Below are 22,015 nucleotides of genomic sequence, written 5' to 3'. Positions count from 1 at the left end.
GCTATGTATTTCTCAAAATGTATATTTAGATATGGCAAATTCATGACTAAACGAGACACTGCATCTGTTACTAAACTCACTCGGTACGAGGGCTTATTACAAGAAGCGCAGGACACGTTAAAAGAATACGGTGATGTGCCGCAGGGCGCAGCGCGGGAACACGGTAATGCAAAGCAGTCTTGCTCCATGACACACTCGAGCAAAGCAAAAATCGCCATGTCTATCGCCTCTATCGTTCTGATTGTATACCTGGGTTTATCCTTCTATTTTGCAGAAACCGAGCTTTCTGAAGCAGGATTTACTGCAGTCATGACGGTAAATATCTTGGTAATGGTGTACGCTCTTGCCTGCATATATACTTACGGAGCAGTGACAAGTGCAAGATATGAGAGATTCGTAAGCATCGTAGACGACTTAGTAACGCAAGCAAGGGCATCGCAGGCTATAGCACAGAAAGCGCCGGAAATGGCGCAGGATGCGCTACGTCAAAACTTGCGCAGTGACAGCAGCGCAGTATCTCCATCAGCACCCGCGCATTCAATGCTCCCTGGGCATACAGATGTGGGTTCATCACAGCAACAGCTGAGTTTTCCGTCATCACTACCACAACCAGGTTTTTTGGCATTTCCAGCGGGAGCGCAATATCCTTCAAGCAGTGTGCAGCAACCCGCGGCTCCATGCACATACAACGAACCGCCAGTCGGGGATCTTCTGGGTGTAGCTTCACTATTCACCTTTTCCCAACCGCAGCAGCCATTGCCACCACAACCAGGTTTTCTGGCATTTCCAGCGGGAGCGCAATATCCCTCAAGCAGTGTGCAGCAACCCGCAGCTTGGGCTGCCAACACCGGCAATACCTCTCAGCAGATGTCCACCTTCTTCGGTTTGTAGCATACTCCGCTGGCACCGCGGCAATTTTTGTTGTCGTGGTAATAAAAGCACTTTTTTAAAAAAAAGTCTTCATTGCATAAATATGTGTTATATTTCCCTCAGCGAAGTACGTAAATACAGGCCTTGACACCGTAGATTGCATACGAAATCTTCCCTGCGCTCAGCAAAAGATGTGTCTATTGTACCACACAAAAACGGTACAAAGCCTAAGCTACGTATTTCCCAAAACATATATTTAGGTATGGCAGTACATGATTGGAGAAAACGTCGCATCCGCTAATAAGCTCGCCCAGTATGAAGGCTTATGTGAAGCGCAAGACACACAGCAAGCGCACAGTGGCACGCAGCAGCCCTACACAATTGCAAACTCGAGAAGGACAAACATCATACTGTGCATCGTTGCTATTGTGCTGGTTATTTATCTATGCGCATCCCTCTATGCAGCAGCAACCGAGCTTACTGCAGAAGGATTTGCCGTAGTTTCGGCAATAAATGCCCTTGTAACAATGTGCGTTGTCATTTGCATGTGTATTTACTCAGCAAGTCGGAAGGACAAGAGATTTGTATACGCCACGCAAGATTTAGTGCCCCCATCCACGCAAGAAGAATTATCGCAGGGTATGGCACGCAGCAGAGTGCCCGAAGTGGCGGAGAATGCGCCACATCAAGACCTGCACGGTGACAGCACAGAATCTCCGCCAGCACCTGAAGATTCAATGCTCTCTGGGCATGATCCAAGTTCATCGCAGCAACAATCTGGTCTCCCGTCATCACCGGAGGCATTGCAATATCCATCGGACGGTGCGCAACCCACGGCTGGGGATAGTGCCAGCAGCAAGGAATCTACCCCTCCAACCATTGTAGTTGAAGATACTGACAGGCAAGTGCCCGTCACAAAACCCGTAACCAAGGCTAGCATCAGCAGCAAAGAATCTCTGCAGGCCAGTACAGCTCCTCCACTAGCACCTAGACGTGCGAAATCTCCCCAACGTGCAGATGCAGGTTTATCACAACAATCCAGCCCATCCGCTCGGAAGCTTATCGCGAAATCCATAACCAAAGCTGATATTAGCTCACCTATCAGTAGTACACTAATGGCATCTGGACGTGCGAAATCTCCTCAGCGTGCTGATGCAGGTTCATCACAACAACCCAGTCCATCCACTCGGAAGCTGACTGCAAAACCCATAACCAAGGCTGACATTGGTAGCAAGGAATCTCTGCAGGCCGGTACGGCTCCTCCACTGGCACCCAAACGTGCGAAATCTCCCCAACGTACAGATGCAGGTTCATTATTACAACAGAAAGTGCCTATCACAAAACCCGCAACCAAGGCTAGTATCAGCAGCAAGGAATCTCTACAAGCCGGTAAGGTTCCTCTACTGGCACCTAGACGTGCAAAATCTCCTCAGCGTGCGTATGTACGCTCACCACAACCAAGCAGCTCTCGGGCAAAATCCACCCTTCCAACTATTGTAGTTGAAGATACTGACAGGCAAGTGCCCGTAACCAAGGCTAGTATCAGCAGCAAGGGATCTCTGCAGACCAGTACGGCTCCTCCACTGGCACCTAGACGTGCAAAATCTCCTCAGCGTGCGGATGCAGGTTCATTATTACAACAGCAAGTGCCTATCACAAAACCTGTAACCAAGGCTGACATTGGTAGCAAGGAATCTTTGCAAGCCAGTACGGCGCCCCTACTGGCACCTAGATGTGCGAAGTTTCCCCGATACATGGGCATAAGTTCATTATCTAGACGGCCACGCCTTCCGTCATTACCAGAGGAAGTGCAATATCCATCGGACGGCGCGCAGCCCATAGCCGGTACCATAGAATCTAGCATAAGAGAACTGGAACGCAGCATAGCGCTAGTCGACAAACCGCAATCATTGCCAAAAGCTACGGCTAGAATCGATGACTCACAAATCGAAGATCTTCTTTTGGGGATAGATTCACTATTCACTGTTCCCCCATCACAGCCATCATCGCAACAACTCCGCCTTCCGTCATTACCAGAGGAAGTGCAATATCCATCGGACGGCGCGCAACCCATAGCCGGCACTATAGAATCTAGCATAAGAGAACTGGAACGCAGCATAGCGCCGGTCGACAAGCCGAAATCATTGTCGGAGGCAACAGCTGGAACTATACGATCTGAAATCAACGAACCAGAGTTTCGTATATCTGGTATTCGTCAATCAAAATTGTCACTTAAAGTTGCGTCCAGCGCCGCAAAGCGCGAAATGGGCGATATAAAGACAAATTTGCGATCCGGCGCACGCAAAGTTCGGCGCAACTTGTTAAAAAAGGTTGAGCTTACAGCAAGCGTCTTGAAAGCAGTTGGTACAGGGCCTTCTCATCATGGCCGCTCATCTGCAGCCGAAAAATCACACGCGCATGCCGGTACCACCGACGTTGTTGACTTGGGTACCAACGCTGATACCAACGTCATAACTTGTTACGAGAACGATAGACTTCGCGATACAGGAAGGAATAGTACCCTTGCAGATGACTTACACCTGACAGACGCGGAAACGCGCAGCCCTGCCACCGAGGGATATGAAGGCAAGAGTGCAATTGCGCACAAAAAAGCTGAGATAGAACCAGCAATTACTCCCCGCCCGAGCACAGCGCCGCAAGTAGCGTACCCCACAACTACCTCGAAGACAATCAAGGGCAGGATGGTAAGTTTGGGAAAAGCAGTAACACATGCCGCATATTTGGCTTATGTGAGGACGGAACAAGCATTTGGAATACACGATTCGATACCTTCCAAGACCTATAGCTTTCAGTTGGCACCAGAGATTGCTGAAGGCGGCCCTCAAGATGTGTATCTGCTCATCCGAGGTAAAGACAACACATATTACAACAAATCCGCTCTGGCTGAGATTACAGGCGGTGCTGAGGTCAGCAACTTGTGGTTATGCGCAGGCGCTCTCCATACCAAACTTGGGCATGTTCCCATATCGAATTTGGAATGCCGCATAATGGTTGCAGGCAATGAGCGGAGCTCAAAGTACAAATTGCGATATCAGATAGCAATCAAGCTCATAATGCCTGCTTTCGGGGCCGTACCTCATTTACTAACTGACATGCAGAGCGAATTTTTTATTTCTCACAGCGGCAAAAGTAGAGACCTTTTTGTGACGACGATAGTTAGCACCAGCAGCAGAACAAACATGATAAAGCTGATTGCCACAAGTGCCACTTTCCAAAGTTACAGGAAAGCCTTCTTTCACATATATACTGAATCTATAATCCACGCTATGGTCAAGCATATGAATGCCATAATGCGTAGGGAGTTTGCGCATCCAGATCAGCAATCACTCACAGTTTGCGCAGCGATTGATACGTATGCTGACCGGGATCCAAGAGGCATGATGTGCGCAATTACCGGTTTCTTCCTTCAGGATCCATTGGGCATTGCCGTGTATTCTGACACGGCACTGTGCATGAAATTTATAGGGGAATTAATCAGGTTTTGCATCAGTTCAGGCGATTATCCCGCACACCACGCATTATTTTGGAAGCTTGTAGTGCAGGAGGTATGGGGGCGCAGCAGATGTAGAAACACTGGAATTCCTGATTATGATTGGCGTGCACATAGTTACAATAAGGAATTTGTTACAGATTTACACATCATCTGCGCATTGGTATGTAAAAAACAGGCCATTACTGATATAGAGGGGGTGTACTCTCTCATAGACAAAATTATGCAAACATATAGCTCCACATCGGACTCTGTTGGCACGCGATTAGCCCATTATCTCGCACTTGCAACAGTTGCAAGCCCTAGATTACAATCGGGGATTAAGGCTTTAGACATACCAAATGACAGATGGAAAAAGCTGTTGCGCACCGTGGAATATGCACTAAAACTGTGTAAGCCTGATGCGGAAGCCTCTGCGATAAAAGCACTAAGTAGAGAGAGCGGCGCAAAACATCCATGTCGCATCAATGCTTTGCTATTGAACGATTTTACCGAAACAACAGCGTACAAAATTGCTCTGCAAGGCGACCAGACTTTGCAGCAACTGCGTAACATATTGGGCCCAGACTACGCTCCACACAAGGCTGCGACTGCACCAGAAAATGTCAGCCACATAATAAGTAGGCACACGCATACGAAAAAGGGTGTCACCCTCCCCTATGCAGTGCTTATCTCACATCTGCAGGATGCATATCTACGAGTTGAAGGCAAGTATTACTCAAAACATATCATCCCAACACTGCTATGTACTTGGGAAAATCTTAGGGCACAAAACCCGGAAGTGGCAAATGAGCCCATGTGTGAAGATGCTAAAGAAGCGATCAATCTACTCACTACCAGAACACGTATTAGTAGGTGCCATATGAGTGGTTGGGTGTCCCCAGGCACTAGATTAACTGCATGCGCGGCAAGTTATCCTTTTTCAGGTAAAACACTTGAACAAATTGGGGACGCAGCCCTTACCGGATTTCTACACATAACCAGCGTCTCATCGGCAATGAAGGAGCTGAATCTCCTACAGCCGGAGTGCGGCATTCACCTTGATGTAGCACGCGCAGTGACCTAGGCGCATTCTTTGCTGCCTACACTGTAAGATACCCATAATGACACAGGGCTACTTACTGCCTATACACAGGATGTGGGCTTGAGCTAAATTCTTTTTATGAAAAATCATAGATTTATTATGATTTTACGTATTCCTATTATGAAATCACATAAAATTAAATATGTCATTTAACACATAATTCAGGATTAGCCGCTAGTGTACTCTGCTAAATGGCTTATAGGCAACAAATATGAATTTGCTCGATAAAGGGGGAATTCCTCGAAGCACGTTACCAATCCGCGAACTATTGATTACAGCAGTTGCAACAGCAGTCACCATAAGCATCATGAAAGCACATAACGACAAAAAACGTGCTCTGTGCGTTTTCATTTCGTTCGTGGCCACAGCGTGTCTTATGCAGCAAAAGAAGAAATTCTTCCGCGATAGCATACAAATCTTCTTTTCTGAAGATGCAAAAAAAGGAATTGTTACGTTTGCAGAGGCACCAATCACAAAGATCTCCATTACGGCCACGAATGAACGGTGCTCAGATACGCCGTACACAATGGTTGCCGAGCTCAAAAGGCCCACGATCAGCATTCAAGGCAAGAAAAGCCGTGCCATCAGAAAAATAAGCTTACAAAGCTACGGCCACAGCTGGGACCACACAGCCAACTCTGATGCCCCTCAAATGACGGTGTTTATATCTGGTAGAAATAAAAAACACTCCATTGAAGCCGATTTTACTTGTCTAAGAGGTCGAAACAGCCTACTGCTGGACATCAAGTCTAAAAGGTACGAGGAGTATATACCTCTTTGCCGAGTGCGCAACACCCGTGATTACATCAGAAAGGCACTTGAGATGAAGCTAAAGAAGAAATCTTTTCTTCAAACACTGTTAGCTAGGTATCTCTCTAAAGATACTTTCCCTGCAAATAAAGAAAAAGCCATGTATCTCATACACAACTTTGGTGATATGTTACACAAAAGCTCAATTCTAGCCATGAGCAAAGCCCTAGAAAGGTTAGTGCAAATTGATTATGAAACAACAAAATCAAAGCTGGAACTTTCAGATAAATCATCAAGTACAACAAGATACCCGTCTGGCAGGCTCAGCCACCTAAAGGATGGCCAACTCAAATCACTAGAGGCAGATATCCTCATGCTTGTGAAAGCAAGGGCGTGCGAGTATGAAAATTTGCATGAAGCCCTAGGCCATAATGTATATAAATCCGCCATGAATTTGGGTATAGAGGATGTAATTGCGTGCTACCCAGATAGAGTAAACCAGGCAACAAATACCCTTATCAAAACGTACATCGCATCACACAGAACCTTGGCACCACAGATGAAGGCAATACACAAGTATATAGAAACTTGCAGAAAGCATCATAATAAACAGCTTCAGCGTACTACAGACTGTACTAAAACCGTTGATAGTCACGCCCATCAAATTCTTTGTAGCTTTGCCAAACAAGAGGGCATTTCGCCAGGCGATTTGTGTGCCATAATCGAGCACGCACGGAACAAGCTATGTAGGAAATACAGAGAAACATTTGTAGATGATATAACTGGCATAACGCAAAAAGTTACCGCGCGTATTAGCAAAATCAGGATAAAAATCGGGAAGTTCGAGTCTCAAGATATGGAGATGGAAGATCACGAATTGTGTGATGAAGCTGATGAGGTAGATGAATTGCATCACGAGGCAATAGAGGCCCCGCTATCAGACCACATAAAATACCCACTGAGGGGCTGCAGGTAGCGCATACGGCAATTGGGCAAGGTGAATGTCCTTGCCCCCATATTAGGTGTACCACCCTTTCCAATGCGTCCAGCTGCGGGCTTTGTAGTGTATCACTATCTGCAAAGAGCCAACCGCTCTTCACATGGTAATACCTCCACCCTGTGGTCGCAACCCGCATACTCCTGGTAACATACTAGTTGGTTTCACCACTGACAAGCGATAGCCAACCCAAACGAGGCATATGCCATACGCTTATCGGAGAAACGCTACAGAGCAAGGCCTGCCACGCCCAAACGCCACACCCTATCCGCATTAGTGCGCGGGTGGGCGACGCTCTGCATTACCCTCTCTTTCTGCCTGATCCCCCACTGGCGTCGCGCTAATTACCATAACTTTGCGCGTACTCTCTTTTCTCATCTGGCACGCCTGAGGTGCAGCTGTAGGGTTATCAGTGATAAGCAGACTCTGCTCATCCAAGGTGCGGGCATGCGCCTGCTCCGAGGAAGAAGACTGCGAAAGAGAGGAAGACCCTTCTGCGTCAAATACAAAAACATTTGCCACACCATCCCGTATTGAAGCATCATTCCCATATCGAGTGTGCTCATTTCGGGCTTTAGAAACGACCATAGCAATGGTGGTTATGCACAAAACCAACACGCATAACCCAGCTGCAGCGGCAAAGGCTGCGGCACATAGCTTCGCAATATCCTGAGGAACATGAGTGTGAAGTAGTGCAACGGAGACCGCCATACCGACAAAAAACACAAAGCTTAGAACAAGTGATGCCTCTTGTATTGTGGGCAACATTTCTGATATAAAACCGCAACAACTTGTTTCGTCATCGTCCCCATAATATCGCCTACGCATATGTCCTCCACAACTTATCCAGTCAGATGCACATTACAATGTGTATTATTAGATGCATTATTACAACATATCAGATATAAAAATTATGTATATACAATATAGTGCTATAATTGCAATTATAGCCAGTATATACGCGTTACCTAGCGGTGCTATCACCCGAAATTGTGGTTGCGGGAAGTCCCTGCTCTCGAACATGCAATCTAGGAGCTGCAACAGACAATGGAGTTAGCTCCGTAATAATTTCGTGCTGATACCCAGATATCATGCTGGCACATCGCCAATTATAAAGCGCGGGAATCTCTGCCTGGCAACTATATTCGTACAAAACCTCGCCCATATGGGCACTCTCTAGCGTATCCGCGTAAAGACGCAAAATTGATGTCGCAATAACCGTTGACAGTGCCTCATACGTCAAAGACTGAAATCCCAGTGCATCACACATATGATATAGCATGGATGAAGCCCTTTTCGTTACTCCGCCATCGCTCGCGCGATCTGACCTGAGAACGTTATGTGCATGCACAGCATCTCCCAGATCCATACCCGTTTCCTCCATGAATCGCCGTGCCATAAACGCATACGCGCCGCAACGCGTGAGAATTGGGAAATCGTAAAATGCCGCCATACACGCCTCTAGATCGTCTTCATATAATTTTGCTATTTGCTGAACAGTGATGGAAGAGTGGAACAGCAACCCAAAAACCCGAAAACACCTGCTGTGGGAATACCCGGCGTCTTGAAATCTCTCACATAGGATATCACCAATGGTATAATCCATACATGCTGCAACGTATCTTATCTCCGGACATTTTTTTAAAAAATCACTGAGTCGTTTTCTCAGTACCGCTCCATCCACTGCCCCACTGACAAAGCATCTACTTTTTTCGGGTAGCAACGCGTATACGAGGGCAAGCAGGCTTAGATTGTCCTTCAGGGGGTTACTTTCTTTGATTGAACCTAATCTATTGCGAAGCTTCGTGCTTTCTACCAGCTTTAGTAGGGCTTTTAATGTCTGTACTTCATCAGACCCACGGCCCCCGGAGTTTTTGCTCCAGAACTTCGACACGGCAAGAAATAACTCCTTATTGCACGCAACATCTGTGAGCACGTTCGCAATTTCTCGATGCGAAAGCGATCGCATCTCCCTGGATACTACCAACGCCTCGTGGTAACAGCTATCCACTTGCTCCACGGAAGAGGCAAAAAGCAGGTGTTTGTATATACAAACATAATTGGCAAAAAACGCGCTTCCAAAGCCACTGGACAACGCATTACAACCAGACATGACCCTCAGTATATCTGCCCTGGTGCCAATGCGTAACCCAAACATCAGAACCGGAGACGCAGATTTCTGCTTTGGGAAAACAATCACCACATTTTCAGCTCTTTTCACAACATCTTTGAATTGCTGGTAGCCACCGAACCTATCCTTTATATAGCCTCTGGGGAGTCTGATCGCCGCGGTCATATCATCACCGGGTATTATACAAGTTGCGCGCGGGAATATTCCTTTTTTAACAACGTGCCACGAATAACGCCGGGATGTAAAAGTCAATCTGGTGCCACTTCTGAGCATACCTTTCCAACATTTTGGAGAAAAAGTATCACGAAAACGCAATACTGACTCATCCTCAACTGAGGAATTTATCCTCAAAAGCAAAGCGGGGTTGCAGCAACCTGTTATACGGAACACCATGAATAGCATCATGGAGATTCCCAGCATCAACCCACATGTAAGAGCAACAATACCTCGGGCAATCAAGGAAACGCGCCAGTGAGCAACACCAACACATATAGCACCCATAGCCACGCAACCTACAAACGATGTGAGTAGAACACCCGTAGCGCATAGTGTGCTCTCTTTGGAGAATAAGACTGGGTTACCACGTCTTGCTTCCGCAGAGCTTGCCGGCGACAACTCTGAATTTTCGATTGCTCCTTCCATGCCCACCTCTTTTCCACTGTGCAAAACGTACTGTCGCCTATCCTTGCAGGTTGTATAGGCGCAGCCGTGCCACTTGCCAGAATATGCAAATTTCGGCGAGCGTTTATATGCTTAAAAAAGAAATATATGCCAACTTTGATCTTGAGTCATAATTATTTAACCATTTAAGAGGTGCGCCACATCTCCCACAGCATATATTTTTGTGCGCGCAGTTCCATGCTGTTATGACGTCAACAAGGCATCTTTTTTGAAGTCGAATATTGGAAGTTTAGCGGGGTGTCGGGGAACAATACTTTATATATGTCATGGCATGCAAGTGCAGATTCAGAAAACCCTACTAGTATCAGCTTCAGCTTGCCTTGGTAGTGCGCCACATCTCCTACGGCATATATCCTTGCGCGTGCAGTCCTGCACGTAGACTGGTCTATTGGTATATAAAAACTCTCAACTCCGAGACCCCAATTGGCAATCGGCCCGAGTTTTGCTGAAATTCCAAAGAATGGTAATAGAAAATCTGCATCTATACGGGTTTCTTCTTTGGAGGATATGTTCCTAACAATAACCCCATTTAGCATTCCATCGCTGCCTGCAAGCCCAGCAAGCTGGTACGGCACCCATAACTTTATCTGGTCATGCTCGGCAAGATTCTCCAAATTACGTAGAGTATTGGGAGCACAGCGAAAAGATTGCCTACGATGCACTACGTGCACTGAATCCGCAACCTCGGATAGGCTTACTGCCCAATCGGCTGCAGAGTCCCCTCCCCCAGCAATTACCACTCGTTTGCCGCGAAATCTTGATACATCGCTCACGTGATAAAAAACGGACTTATTTTCATATTCCGTAATGCCATCTAAAGGTGGGCGGTTAGGACCAAACCCCCCGGAACCGGCGGCAATTACAATTGCTCTGCAGCGCACCCCCACTTTTTTATCTGTTACAACAACGAAGTGTTCTCCTTCCTCTAGTACTTGTTCCGCAGTGTGCCCCAGCAGGTATGTAGGTTTAAACGGGTCAGCCTGTTGCTTTAAGTTGTTTACTAAATCCCTAGCCAAGGTTACGGGGTACGCTGGTATGTCATATATCGGTTTGTCTGGGTACAATACCGCACATTGCCCCCCTACTTCATCCAGAGCGTCGATGACGCAAGCACTCATCCCAAGCATTCCTGCCTGAAAAACAGTAAAAAGCCCAACTGGACCGGCTCCTATAATCGCCACATCGCTGGTAGCATGTATTTTCACACCAACCACCCCTCAAAATCTACCCACCAAACTACCACTTAAGTACGAGGCTAACGCGCTTCCGAAGACGGGTAAGGTGCGGCAGTGCACTAACTAACTCCGGAAACAACCATGTCATCAAATCTCAAAGTTGGGGCATTCACAGACCTTAAAAACGACAAATCGTTCGCCGCGCGCATGCCAGCGAACATATGCCGCAAATTTCCAGCCACCGTTATGCCGTGCACCGGGTGCGTGACCTTGCCGTTTTCAATCATGAAGCCAAAGGCGCCCTGGCTGTAGTCCCCCGTTGTCAGATTAACCCCAGACCCGAAAAGATCAGTTACATACACACCTTCTTTTATATCTGACATCAACACCTCGGGCGAGACATCAGTGCCGTTTATGTAAAAATTGCTCACTCCCGGGCTAACTGAGGCGTTACTGCATCTTACCGCATTACCAGTGGTACTCAACCCCAGCTGTTTCGCAGTGCGCATGTCCAATAACCAACTCCTTAAGACCCCGTCCTCAACCACAACATTCTTACGGCTACCAACCCCTTCCCCGTCAAACGGCCTTGTGGATAGCCCTCCAGGCATCAGAGGATCATCAACAATGTGAATACCGCTACGAAAAATATTGCCATTCATGCCATCAATGAGAAATGACGTCTTGTCAGCTATGGCACTGCCGCTAATCGCGGCGGCGAAGTTCCCCAAAAAGGCAGACGCTACCCTGTTTTCAAACAATACGGGAACCTTGCAGGTTTTCATATCACGCGCATTAAGCCTTCTGACTGCCCTGGCAGCGGCGTCTCTGCCCAAAACTTCTGGCTTTTCCAGATCACCAAAATAATTTTTCGCAGAAAAGCTATAATCCACCTCCATTTTCCCCCCGTCAGAAGACACGATAGATACAGAAGTGGAAAAGCGAGACCTTTTGTATGAGCCTACAAAGCCATTAGAGGTGGCAAGTACCATTTCACTGTTCGAGCGAGAAAAAGACGCACCTTCAGAATTTACTATTTTCCCGTCATAAGAAAGAGCAGCTTCCTCCATACCACTGAGCATTTCGCAAATCCTTGGAACCTCAATTACTGAGTCATCAAACAGCCGCATATCGCTTATGTCTTGGCTATACTCACCACTTGCATCACTGATGGAAATGTATGGATCTTCGGGCATGGACGACGCTATGGCGATTGCAGCATCCACCAAGTCAGATAACTTACTAAGGTCGTTAAAGGAAATACAAGAGCACCGCTTACCATCAACTATGACCCTTACACCAATCTGGCAGTTCTTGGAATACATGGTTTCTTCATGCTTAAGTAGGCGCTGAGACACAGACGTGGCCTCATTCGCACAGACGATTACCTCCCATGCTACACCCCTAGACCGCACAGCCTTGATGACTTCATCAGCGATATCACGGATATCCAAAACACACTCCTACGAAAACTTACACCCTACTCTACAAAAAAACTCGCTACGCACATTGTGGTCATCCTGAAATGCACCAAGCATGCAACTGGTCTGCAACTTGAGATCATCGACAGCCTCTCCCCCTGAGCACTTCGCGCACCAGTGCCTTGCTTCAATCAACACAGCCACACCAGCAGGCTTTAGGAGCTCACTCAAAAAGTGTGCAATTTGAACAGTCATGCGTTCTTGCAACTGCAGACGCTTGGTAAAGATATCTATTACCCTGATTATGGCACCAACTCCAAGCACGGCAGCCTTAGGGATATATGAAATATTCGCCACCCCAGTCATCGGAGCCATGTGATGCTCACAAGTGGAAGAAAAATTCACCCCTCGCAGCAGTATCATATCGGAATAGCCCTCATTTACAAACACAGAATTGCGAAAGTCATGCAGTGACTCAAGCGCATATCCCCGGAAAGACTCCCTGTAAGTGTTAAGAACCCTGCCAGCTGTTAAGGACAAACCCTCCCTGCCGGGGGAATCACCAATCCACCTTATTAGGACCTCAACCGCCTCCTTAGCGTCCTCATCAGAAGGCTTGTGCAAATCCTTATGCACGGCAAGCTAGCCCAAAGCCTCACACCCACTGACAATCTCTATTAAGTCAGTGGTAATTGAGGCTTGTCTTGAGCGGTTATAGTCTAACAGGAGGCGATTCAACATACTTTTCGTGTTAGAGTTAGCAGATTCCATAGCAATCATGCGGCAGCAATGCTCACAAACCACGCTTTCACACATTGCTAGATACAACCTAGCCATAAAGCGGTTCACGTACAACTTCCTGCGCACAGATACAGAGTCGGGATCGTAACTGCACACAACCTCCTCCTCATCAATATTGCGGTCTACGACACCATCTTCCGCATTATCAAGTACCAAAACATCCTCAACTGTTGGTTCCTGCCGCGCAGAACTATGGAACTTACTGTAAAGCGCAACCACCCTGCTGTAAGAAGAGAAATCCACACCCAGACCGTACAGCAAGCTTTTAAAATCTAGAAAGTTCACATTCCTAAGCTGGGGCACAACCCCTACAACCTCACCAAAAGTCTGCACGTATTCGCAGCCAGCCAACTCATGCGCCTTCCTTCCCACGAACAGGAAGTTCAGCCTCTCCTCAGCGTTACCAGAGAACGCGGATGAGACATACTCCCGCAAAAACTTCACGACAGAATAGTTAAACCCCCCGCAAAGCCCTTTGTCTGACGAGAACACAACCAGCAAGGCCCCAGATGCCTCGGTGCCCCCTAAGTGCAAACCCTCGCCGACCTCCCTGTCTAGCCTGCTGCAGTAATCGCGTGCGAAGACGAGGCCCTCCTTAGCCGCACGGAACTTAGAAGCGGAAATCATTTGCATGACCCTGGTCGTCTTCTGTATAGACCGCACACTCTTTATTCTTAGCGCAAGAGCCTTGAGATTGGCCATAGACACACCAAACCGTCACGCCGCAAGTATATTAATTTTTTGCGGTTGTACAAGTTCTAAAAGCAATTATGGGACACAAAGTGCAGAACCTGGGGAACCTACTGCACAGAATACCCCCTGAAATAGGTCAAAATATCCGAGCAGATGCGGCAAATTTTACCTCAGGTGATAACATCCCTATAAAATCTGGCCGCACTAGCAACTGTGTGTGTTACGCGCCATGTACTCCAGTTTTATGAGCTGTTCAGCGCGAAGAATTTGGGCTTGACATCCACATAGATTGAGAGATACTTACCCTTGCTCTTTGCTTGCTTTGAGATGTCCGACGCCCGCAGCAGCCAAATCAAGCCGATGACCTTGAACTTTGGGCCGCAGCATCCGGCCGCCCATGGGGTTATGCGCTTGGTCTTGGAAATGAGCGGTGAGGTGGTGGAGAGGGTGGACCCGCACATAGGTCTGCTCCATAGAGGCACCGAGAAGCTTATAGAGTACAAAACATATCTACAGGCACTTCCGTATTTTGATCGCCTTGATTACGTCTCCCCGATGTCACAAGAGCATGCGTATTCCCTGTGCGTGGAAAAGCTGCTGCAGTGCGTTGTTCCACCAAGGGCAAAATACATTAGGGTGATTTTTTGTGAGCTCACGAGGGTCCTCAACCACCTACTCAATGTCTCTAGCCAGGCACTCGACACGGGCGCCACAACTCCGCTTTTGTGGATGTTTGAGGAACGGGAAAGACTGCTCTCCTTCTATGAGAGGGCCTCTGGAGCCAGGTTTCATGCCGCATATATAAGGCCGGGGGGAATTGCGGCGGACGTGCCTGATGGCCTACTGGATGACATACACGCGTTTACGGAGAGCTTCCCTAAGCTCCTTGACGACGTAGACGGTTTGTTGACCGAAAATAGCATATGGAAGCAGCGCAATGTTGACATAGGCGTAGTGTCAAAGGCGCAGGCGCTAGACTGGGGGTTTTCCGGCCCCATGTTAAGGGCGTGTGGAATACCTTGGGATCTGAGAAAGAGCCAGCCATACGAGATATACGAAACCTTAGATTTCAAAGTGCCCGTAGGTAGCAATGGTGACTGTTATGATAGATACCTGGTGCGAATGGCCGAGATGCGTGAGTCTATCTCGATCATCAGACAATGTCTAAACGGCATACCTGAAGGGCCGGTGAAGACCGACGATCGCAAAATCGCTCCACCTAGAAGGGAAGAGCTAAAATACTCCATGGAAGCACTGATTCACCACTTCAAGCTGTTTTCTGAGGGTTATAAAGTCCCCGAAGGTGAGGCGTACGTTGCGGTGGAGGCACCTAAGGGCGAGTTTGGGGTCTATATAGTATCAGATGGCACCAATAGGCCTTACAGGTGCAGGATAAGGGCGCCGGGTTTCGCTCATTTACAAGCAATAGATGCAATGGCTAGGGGGCACATGTTGGCTGATCTTACCGCAATCATAGGGTCACTAGACATCGTATTTGGAGAAATAGACAGGTAGGGTTATGGATCAACGTTCGGAGAAATTTGAGTTTACACCCGAAAACTTGGAGGAGGCCCGCAAGCATATCAGCCATTATCCGGACGATCGGAAGTCCAGCGCAGTGATGCCACTTTTGCATCTAGTGCAAAGCCAAGCTGGGGGGTTTATACCACAGTCAGCCATAGGCTACATAGCCGATCTTCTGGGCATGCGTCCAGTTCATGTTCGGGAGGTTGTTGAGTTTTACTCTATGTACAACACCGCTCCGGTGGGGAAATACTTAGTGCAGGTCTGTCGCACAACTCCCTGCTGGCTGCGCGGGGGAAGTGATATATTAAATACTTGCAAGAAAGCGCTTAAGATTGATGTTGATGAGAGCACAAAAGATAACCTCTTCACGCTCAGAGAGGTTGAATGCCTCGGGGCTTGCGTTAACGCCCCGGTCGTGCAAATAAACGAGGACTACTACGAGGACTTGGATTCCGAAAAGATGGGAGAGATTCTACACAAGCTCAAACACAGTGAGAACTAGAGAGATAGTTTTAGACACTGAAACCACAGGTCTGGATGCAGCGTCGGGTGATAGAATAATAGAGATTGGCTGCGTGGAGCTGGTCGATTTTGTAATGACGGGCCAGGTTTTTCACAAGTACATCAACCCAGAGCGTGATATCCCCATTGCAGCAACAAAAATTCACGGCATCACAACCGACATGGTAAAAAATATGCCGAAGTTTGCCGAGATGGCAGACCAGTTTCTCAATTTTGTGCAAGATAGCGTGCTAGTGATCCACAATGCCGGGTTCGATCTCAAATTTATTGAGACAGAAATGGAGCGCATAGGCAAGACGAAGCTGTACAACCCCGTTGTGGACACGCTCGAGGTGGCCCGCAGAAAGTTCCCCGGCATGCCAGCAAGCCTGGATGCCCTGTGCAAGAGATTTGATATTTCAACTAGTAGCCGTAGGTTCCATGGAGCGTTGAAGGATGCAACTCTTCTGGCGAGAGTTTACGTTGAGTTGTGCGGCGGGATACAGAGGTCCCTAGGTTTTGTGGATGGGGAACTCAATCAATCGACGAAGGAAAACAACGCGTCTAAGCCGGTATTGCAGGCCCCACGTACGTTTACAATAAGTGACCTGGAGCACAAGCTACACATGGAGTCCATCAGCAAGATGAAAGACCCTATATGGAATATGTACCTAAAGACGAGTGATTGACCACATACATACGCCACCAGCTACTGCAACTTTGTACTACCTTCTACTACATTCCGCAGTGATAGTCAGAAAAGCTTACAGCCTCTGCCACGTGATTTTCCGCAACCTCCTCGTACTCTGCCAGGTCCGCAATTGTCCTGGCAACCTTTAAGATTTTCGAGGCATCTCTGTTTGACAAGCGCCCGATATCGAGAACCTTGGCCAACAGTTTACCTGCCGCATCGCTCATTCTGCGCGTTATAAATTTTTCAACTTCACCTGCAGTTAGCATCGCATTGTTCTTCCGCATGTCACCATATCTGGCCGCCTGTATAGACCTGGCCCCAGTTACCCGTGCCTTCATCGACGCAGAGCTTGTAGAATTATCACAAGTTTTCTGGGCAAACATACTAACATTTTCTACTTCCACTTTAATGTCTATCCTACTCATAATCGGCCCAGAAATTCTCCCTTGGTACTCTGCACCACATCTGGGTGCCCTGGCACATTTTCTGCCCGAGTCGTTAATGTATCCGCATCGGCACGGATTCATCGCAGCTACAAGTTGAAAATTTGCCGGATATGTTATGTGGGCATTGGCTCTTGAGATAACTACTTGCCTATCTTCCAGAGGTTGCCTTAGGGATTCCAGTACGGACTTAGAAAATTCGGGAAGTTCATCGAGAAATAACACCCCATTATGCGCCAAAGTTATTTCCCCAGGTAAAGCTTGCCTTCCCCCACCAACCATTGAGGCAAGTGAGGCGGAGCTGTGTGGCTCACGAAATGGTCTGGAAGCCACAAGGTGGCGCATACCCTTATGCATTATGCTAGAAATAACATTAATTTCTAGCACCTCTTGTGCATCTAAATCTGGAAGTATGCCTATTAACCTCTTGGCCATCATGGATTTACCAGACCCAGGCGGACCTATCATTAAAATGTTATGGCCCCCAGCAGCTGCAATCTCCATAGCACGCTTTGCCACAGAGTGCCCCCGCACATCTTGCATGTCAGGCATAACCTGGGCAGGACGGCCACCAGCATGCGGCTCCTCATAGACAGGTAAATCAGGGTGAGCAAATACCTCTGCTGCGCCCTCAACTTCATTAAAATATTCTACCAGTGACGATAGGTGTTTTGGGCCCAATACCGGGATATCACAAACCAGCTTGGCTTCCGTCATATTGCCATGTGGGCATACAACCCCCTTGTGCAGCTTTCTTGCATTCAGCATAGCAGCCAAAACTCCAGATACAGGCGTGATTCTGCCATCCAGCGCAAGTTCACCGAGAACAATGTATGAAGCAAGCTTTTCAGGTTGTCTCAGCGCTCCTGTAGCGCTCAATATGCCCAAAGCTATTGGCAGGTCATAATGGCTCCCCTCTTTAGAAAACCCCGCTGGTGACAAATTAACGGTAATCCTCTTAGGTGGCATAGGGGCTTTTACCGAGGATAATGCTGCACGTATTCTATCCCGAGATTCCGCAACAACTTTATCTGGCATGCCTACGATATTAAACGCCGGAAGGCCCGGTGCCACATGCACCTGCACTACAACGTCTACTGTACACACCCCAACAAACGCTACCGTGTGTACATCTGCAAACACTATAGTAAAGGCCCAACAAACCCACTAATTTTAGCAAAGGTGTCTGAAGTTACTAGCAAAATATTAACATGTTAAGACTTTTGCCATATTGTACGCCCGGCAATACGCCCTTATTGCCTTTTTCACTCGTGTAAATTAGCAAAATCAGCAGCACAAAGTATATGACATGTGTTGTAACAATAGCTATTATCGCGTACATAGCTGTAGTGGCATATAAATTACTCAACCTTTGTGTCGCTTTTTTCAATGCGGAAATATGAAAATATTTTTACTGCTCTGGTTGAATTATTACACTTTATAAAATTGTTAGTAGCTTCTTGTAGAGATAAACGTTTAGACTTATTGCCGACATTTTACAGCGTACCTTTTCGAGAGTATATCTATGAAACCTTACATAACGGGGCGAGTACGGCTTTTTTACTGTGCTGCGCTCATGACTATAGCGTTGCCTTGTATGTCTGCATCTGCCATGGAGGCCGTTGAGGGGGCAGCAACAGCAGACCTGGGCATACGTTTGGGCATGTATCATGAGGGGGATAGGCTGCCCTTACAATCCCAAGAAGACGGCGATGTCGCCACCCAAAACGTCAAAAACTACAGCGCACTAGCTGGAGTAAGGTATGTGATCACAACAAAAAAGCTCGGTGATTTCTCAGCTGAGGTCGGATATGCATACCGCTCTAAACAGCTCGTGCATAACTACAACTTTGCAGCAATGAAAAAGCATATAGGAGACTACTCATCCTTGTATGCAGAAGCACGATGGGGCACAAAGGGCCTGCTTTTGGTGCAAAATCTGGGGTTCAGCCTAGGTGCAAGCATTGGCGGAGAAAAGGTTGACCAGGGCACTATGCCGCTGCGCTTTATGGGTGGGTTTACATACAAGGTTGGCAGCATCACCAGTATATATGCCGGACTGCAGTATGTTACACGCTTGCAGGCCACATCACCAATAAGTGTCTCCCTAGCGGATTACAAGGGGGTTCCAAGATACGTAGTGGGCGTGGAATTTGCCGTGTAAAATGTGCACTTTAGCGCCAGTAGCCTAAATCCTGTACAACGGAAACACAGCGCACCTACCTAGTAGAAGCGCGGGTGGCTTTATCATCCGCCATGGAAAGGTGCGCTTCTTCCCGGTTTCGCGAATCAATACATCACTGATCAATCTTTGAGTACTGTAACTCGTCAAAAAATTTTTGAAACAATATTTGTAATTAATTCAACATACGTCTAAACAACAACTACGTGCATTATCTGCCCTATGAGATGGAAGATTCTTGCCGTCTACATCGATAGGCTTATTGCACGTAAATACTACATATAGTACCTGTGCTTTGACTAACAAGGCAGTTTTATGCTAAAGTATAACGTGTGTGTGTTTTACCGAGTGGTCGTAGCGTCACGTTGCGTCAGTCGGGAACACATACCTGTCGTGTGCGAGTAACCTGTCCTACTAATATGAAAAGTATTATCAAAAGAATCGCAGATGAGGCAATAGGCCCCGAGGCAGATTTTCGTGTTGTAAACGAAGCCGTAGTGAGGGCCATGTTGTTCGCGCTACTTCAAGGACGAGCTCATAGGTACCGCTTGAAGACGCAAAGAAGGGCTCGGGGTTTCAGGTACTTGTACTCCGTGAGCGCGGCAGGTAAAACCATCAGCTACGAGAAGTTGCGGGAAATGTGTGCTCGCAGCACGGTGGTCAAGAATGTGCAAAGTAACGAGGGGCTTGAGTCGCTTACCAGGTACACCTTCTCCATTATCACGTTTATGCCAGAACACGTCAGTGATCTGCTGTTCTCGTTGAGTGCGGGCTCTGGTAACTGCTCAGCAATTGTTGCAGCTGTGGAAAATTTACACTCCGCGGTTACACGTTTGAAGCAGATGAGAAAGTGTGCCGGCGATGGATGCATCGTGCGGTGGGATAAGATATACGAAGTGTTTCGCAACTCCTTCCTAAAGGCCGTTTGTGATGCGCCGGCAGCCGAATTGGAATGCTTCGCATACAAGGTGTTCTCGAGCAAAGCGTGCGATGCAGTATCCGAAAAACTAGGCACCCTTGCCCATATACTGGATCAGGAATCCATAATAGACAATGCAGCCGAGATCGCCCAGTTACTAGGCTTCTTATCCAACTTCGATGCGAGGCTTGCGGCACACCACAAGCTGAGCAACAGTGAGGACTCCTGCAAGGAGTTTTCGCTCTCAATCGACGTGGATGCGGTGCGCGACGCCGTGGCGGGTTGTAGCTTGTGGCACCGCCTTGTGGATCTGGTGATCGGAGCGAGAATGCGCCAGCGTGCCAAGGTTAGCCCAAGTACGCTTGCAGCAATATCCATGCTGCTGAACATGCATCTGAAGATATCCTCGTGTAATGTTGAGGCGATCCTCCTCGACGATGGAAGCGTGGCTTATGCATTTGCACGCAGCTTCTCATTCCCCATCATGAAGGCAGTAAGTTGCGGGAATGTAAGCGAGGGAATTCTTGCAAGTCCTGCCGGCAGGAGCCTGGTGGATCTGATGATCAAAAACCACAACGCGCGGGAAGCGTGTAAATTCCCGCTGTCCTACAGCGAAATCGCACTTGTCATCAAGCACTTCAATGTGATAATGCGAGACATCAGGATGCGCGAAAGCGTGGCATATTACATAAACGAGGCTGTGTGCAGGAACCCCGACGGTAACGCAAATGTTTACGGCATGGCAATGGAGCTGGTCGCTGACGTAGATGCGCGCCTTAAGTTCCTCCAAAAGTTCGTAGAGAGTCCAGATTACAAGTACCTGGTTGATTTCCTACAGCAGTCACAGTATTCAGACACTCACGAACATTTCCGCAGGTTCCTAATCGAAAAGCGCGGATATGATGTGGCAATGTCTGTATCTGAAAAGAGGGCGAAAAGCGCATCCAGAGCGGTTGGCACTGCACTTATATATGCAGGTTACGTAGCGTCCTTGCTGGCAGTTGCGGGCGGCATCGCTGCAATATGCTATCACTCGCTGTACGTCACCGAGCCCACGCATTACAGTTTCCTCATTGGAGGAATAGGCCTTCTCATTCTGAGTATAGTCATAGGTTCCGCAGCAAGGTTTACATATTGTAAGAGAAAGCGTACTGAAGCCGAGCATGCAGCAGCGGAAGGGGAGTCTGGGCTTATATGCCACCCTGAGAGCGACGAATGCGAAGCGACGGATGCAGCTCACCAAGACGACGAGCACGAAAGCGGTGTCGCGCAAATTGCAGGAAAGAGCGACTATATAATACCGGTCACCATAGAATGCAGCGCCAGCATTAACAACTCAATCGGTGCATAGATAGGCCGGTATAATACGGTTTGACAACACATCGATAGAGTGGCTCCTCAGGCTCCGCGTCAGTGCCACAAGCAACCCCTGAGGGAGTTCGTGTGGCTATGCAAAGAGATTATAGTGAAAGGCTGTTGGACACTGAACCATTTGGCACCTGCAGTTCCTACAGCAGCACTAGCATATACACCAGCCTCAGCACCAACCTTAGCAGTTCCTGCAGCTCCACCATAAGCAACAGCACCCTTAGCGGCCCAACCAGCACCACTGGCGGTAATACTACCAACATTGGT

Annotated in this window: 16 protein-coding genes; 8 read left to right on the top strand and 8 right to left on the bottom strand. The window is 47.8% G+C overall.

Translation table 11 applies throughout. The features are described from left to right. The first annotated feature begins 42 nt into the window (after window positions 1-42). From ACIS_RS02945 to ACIS_RS02935, 3 genes are all read left to right on the top strand, one after another. Entirely contained in the window at window positions 43-891 is an 849-nt protein-coding gene (locus ACIS_RS02945) for a hypothetical protein (RefSeq protein ID WP_148207712.1), read from the top strand. A 251-nt stretch (window positions 892-1,142) separates the two neighbouring features. After that, a complete protein-coding gene (locus ACIS_RS02940; protein ID WP_012880729.1) occupies window positions 1,143-5,447 on the top strand; it encodes a hypothetical protein in 4,305 nt (1,434 codons plus the stop codon). Window positions 5,448-5,676: 229 nt separating this feature from the next. Next, on the top strand, window positions 5,677-7,191 hold the full coding sequence (locus tag ACIS_RS02935) for a hypothetical protein (RefSeq protein WP_012880728.1): 1,515 nt from the start codon (window positions 5,677-5,679) through the stop codon (window positions 7,189-7,191). Between the two features lie 294 nt (window positions 7,192-7,485). On the opposite strand, the gene ACIS_RS02930 is transcribed toward ACIS_RS02935, so the two are convergent. The 6 genes from ACIS_RS02930 to ACIS_RS02905 all read right to left on the bottom strand — a co-directional run bounded on the left by ACIS_RS02930 (window position 7,486) and on the right by ACIS_RS02905 (window position 14,123). Beyond that, on the bottom strand, window positions 7,486-8,040 hold the full coding sequence (locus tag ACIS_RS02930) for a hypothetical protein (RefSeq protein ID WP_012880727.1): 555 nt from the start codon (window positions 8,038-8,040) through the stop codon (window positions 7,486-7,488). 136 nt (window positions 8,041-8,176) lie between these two features. Beyond that, window positions 8,177-9,985, bottom strand: a complete 1,809-nt coding sequence (locus ACIS_RS02925; RefSeq protein ID WP_041651488.1) for a hypothetical protein — start codon at window positions 9,983-9,985, stop codon at window positions 8,177-8,179. Window positions 9,986-10,215: 230 nt separating this feature from the next. Further along, window positions 10,216-11,238 (bottom strand): NAD(P)/FAD-dependent oxidoreductase, encoded by a 1,023-nt coding sequence (locus ACIS_RS02920; protein WP_012880725.1) that lies wholly within the window; start codon window positions 11,236-11,238, stop codon window positions 10,216-10,218. An 80-nt stretch (window positions 11,239-11,318) separates the two neighbouring features. Continuing rightward, the gene (locus tag ACIS_RS02915; protein WP_012880724.1) at window positions 11,319-12,653 is read right to left on the bottom strand and encodes a TldD/PmbA family protein; all 1,335 of its coding nucleotides are present in this window, start codon (window positions 12,651-12,653) and stop codon (window positions 11,319-11,321) included. 9 nt (window positions 12,654-12,662) lie between these two features. After that, window positions 12,663-13,256: a GTP cyclohydrolase I gene (folE, locus tag ACIS_RS02910; protein ID WP_012880723.1), complete on the bottom strand. Its 594-nt coding sequence runs from the start codon at window positions 13,254-13,256 to the stop codon at window positions 12,663-12,665. Window positions 13,257-13,262: 6 nt separating this feature from the next. Next, on the bottom strand, window positions 13,263-14,123 hold the full coding sequence (locus ACIS_RS02905; RefSeq protein ID WP_012880722.1) for a F0F1 ATP synthase subunit gamma: 861 nt from the start codon (window positions 14,121-14,123) through the stop codon (window positions 13,263-13,265). Between the two features lie 318 nt (window positions 14,124-14,441). Between ACIS_RS02905 and ACIS_RS02900 the strand changes: the two genes are divergently transcribed. Genes ACIS_RS02900 through dnaQ form a run of 3 tightly spaced genes read left to right on the top strand, consistent with a single transcriptional unit; the run spans window position 14,442 to window position 16,831 of the window. Continuing rightward, window positions 14,442-15,629 carry an NADH-quinone oxidoreductase subunit D gene (locus ACIS_RS02900; protein ID WP_012880721.1) on the top strand — a complete coding sequence of 396 codons (1,188 nt, stop codon included), beginning with the start codon at window positions 14,442-14,444 and terminating at the stop codon, window positions 15,627-15,629. Between the two features lie 4 nt (window positions 15,630-15,633). Beyond that, window positions 15,634-16,143, top strand: a complete 510-nt coding sequence (nuoE, locus tag ACIS_RS02895) for an NADH-quinone oxidoreductase subunit NuoE (protein WP_011114366.1) — start codon at window positions 15,634-15,636, stop codon at window positions 16,141-16,143. Continuing rightward, window positions 16,133-16,831, top strand: a complete 699-nt coding sequence (gene dnaQ, locus ACIS_RS02890) for a DNA polymerase III subunit epsilon (RefSeq protein WP_012880720.1) — start codon at window positions 16,133-16,135, stop codon at window positions 16,829-16,831. The genes nuoE and dnaQ overlap by 11 nt, the downstream gene beginning before the upstream one ends. A gap of 46 nt (window positions 16,832-16,877) precedes the next feature. Here the strand turns inward: dnaQ and ACIS_RS02885 are convergent, their stop codons facing one another. Continuing rightward, window positions 16,878-18,422 (bottom strand): YifB family Mg chelatase-like AAA ATPase, encoded by a 1,545-nt coding sequence (locus ACIS_RS02885; RefSeq protein WP_012880719.1) that lies wholly within the window; start codon window positions 18,420-18,422, stop codon window positions 16,878-16,880. 454 nt (window positions 18,423-18,876) lie between these two features. On the opposite strand from ACIS_RS02885, the gene ACIS_RS02880 reads away from it, so the two are divergent. After that, window positions 18,877-19,443 carry a hypothetical protein gene (locus ACIS_RS02880; protein WP_238523240.1) on the top strand — a complete coding sequence of 189 codons (567 nt, stop codon included), beginning with the start codon at window positions 18,877-18,879 and terminating at the stop codon, window positions 19,441-19,443. 437 nt (window positions 19,444-19,880) lie between these two features. Then, window positions 19,881-21,731, top strand: coding sequence for a hypothetical protein (locus tag ACIS_RS02875; protein WP_012880717.1), 1,851 nt, complete (start codon window positions 19,881-19,883; stop codon window positions 21,729-21,731). Window positions 21,732-21,888: 157 nt separating this feature from the next. On the opposite strand, the gene ACIS_RS05635 is transcribed toward ACIS_RS02875, so the two are convergent. After that, window positions 21,889-22,011, bottom strand: coding sequence for a hypothetical protein (locus ACIS_RS05635; RefSeq protein WP_274376772.1), 123 nt, complete (start codon window positions 22,009-22,011; stop codon window positions 21,889-21,891). Between the last annotated feature and the right edge of the window lie 4 nt (window positions 22,012-22,015).

The sequence above is a fragment of the Anaplasma centrale str. Israel genome (assembly GCF_000024505.1).
GTDB lineage: Bacteria > Pseudomonadota > Alphaproteobacteria > Rickettsiales > Anaplasmataceae > Anaplasma > Anaplasma centrale.
Note: the sequence above shows the minus strand (reverse complement) of the source record. Positions and strands in the feature narration are given on the sequence as shown.

Coding starts and splice junctions, on each gene's coding strand:
- ACIS_RS02945 (WP_148207712.1), top strand. CDS start 43: ATGACTAAACGAGACACTGCATCTGTTACTAAACTCACTCGGTACGAG.
- ACIS_RS02940 (WP_012880729.1), top strand. CDS start 1,143: ATGATTGGAGAAAACGTCGCATCCGCTAATAAGCTCGCCCAGTATGAA.
- ACIS_RS02935 (WP_012880728.1), top strand. CDS start 5,677: ATGAATTTGCTCGATAAAGGGGGAATTCCTCGAAGCACGTTACCAATC.
- ACIS_RS02930 (WP_012880727.1), bottom strand. CDS start 8,040: ATGCGTAGGCGATATTATGGGGACGATGACGAAACAAGTTGTTGCGGT.
- ACIS_RS02925 (WP_041651488.1), bottom strand. CDS start 9,985: ATGGAAGGAGCAATCGAAAATTCAGAGTTGTCGCCGGCAAGCTCTGCG.
- ACIS_RS02905 (WP_012880722.1), bottom strand. CDS start 14,123: ATGGCCAATCTCAAGGCTCTTGCGCTAAGAATAAAGAGTGTGCGGTCT.
- ACIS_RS02900 (WP_012880721.1), top strand. CDS start 14,442: ATGTCCGACGCCCGCAGCAGCCAAATCAAGCCGATGACCTTGAACTTT.
- nuoE (WP_011114366.1), top strand. CDS start 15,634: ATGGATCAACGTTCGGAGAAATTTGAGTTTACACCCGAAAACTTGGAG.
- ACIS_RS02880 (WP_238523240.1), top strand. CDS start 18,877: ATGTCTGCATCTGCCATGGAGGCCGTTGAGGGGGCAGCAACAGCAGAC.
- ACIS_RS02875 (WP_012880717.1), top strand. CDS start 19,881: ATGAAAAGTATTATCAAAAGAATCGCAGATGAGGCAATAGGCCCCGAG.
- ACIS_RS05635 (WP_274376772.1), bottom strand. CDS start 22,011: ATGTTGGTAGTATTACCGCCAGTGGTGCTGGTTGGGCCGCTAAGGGTG.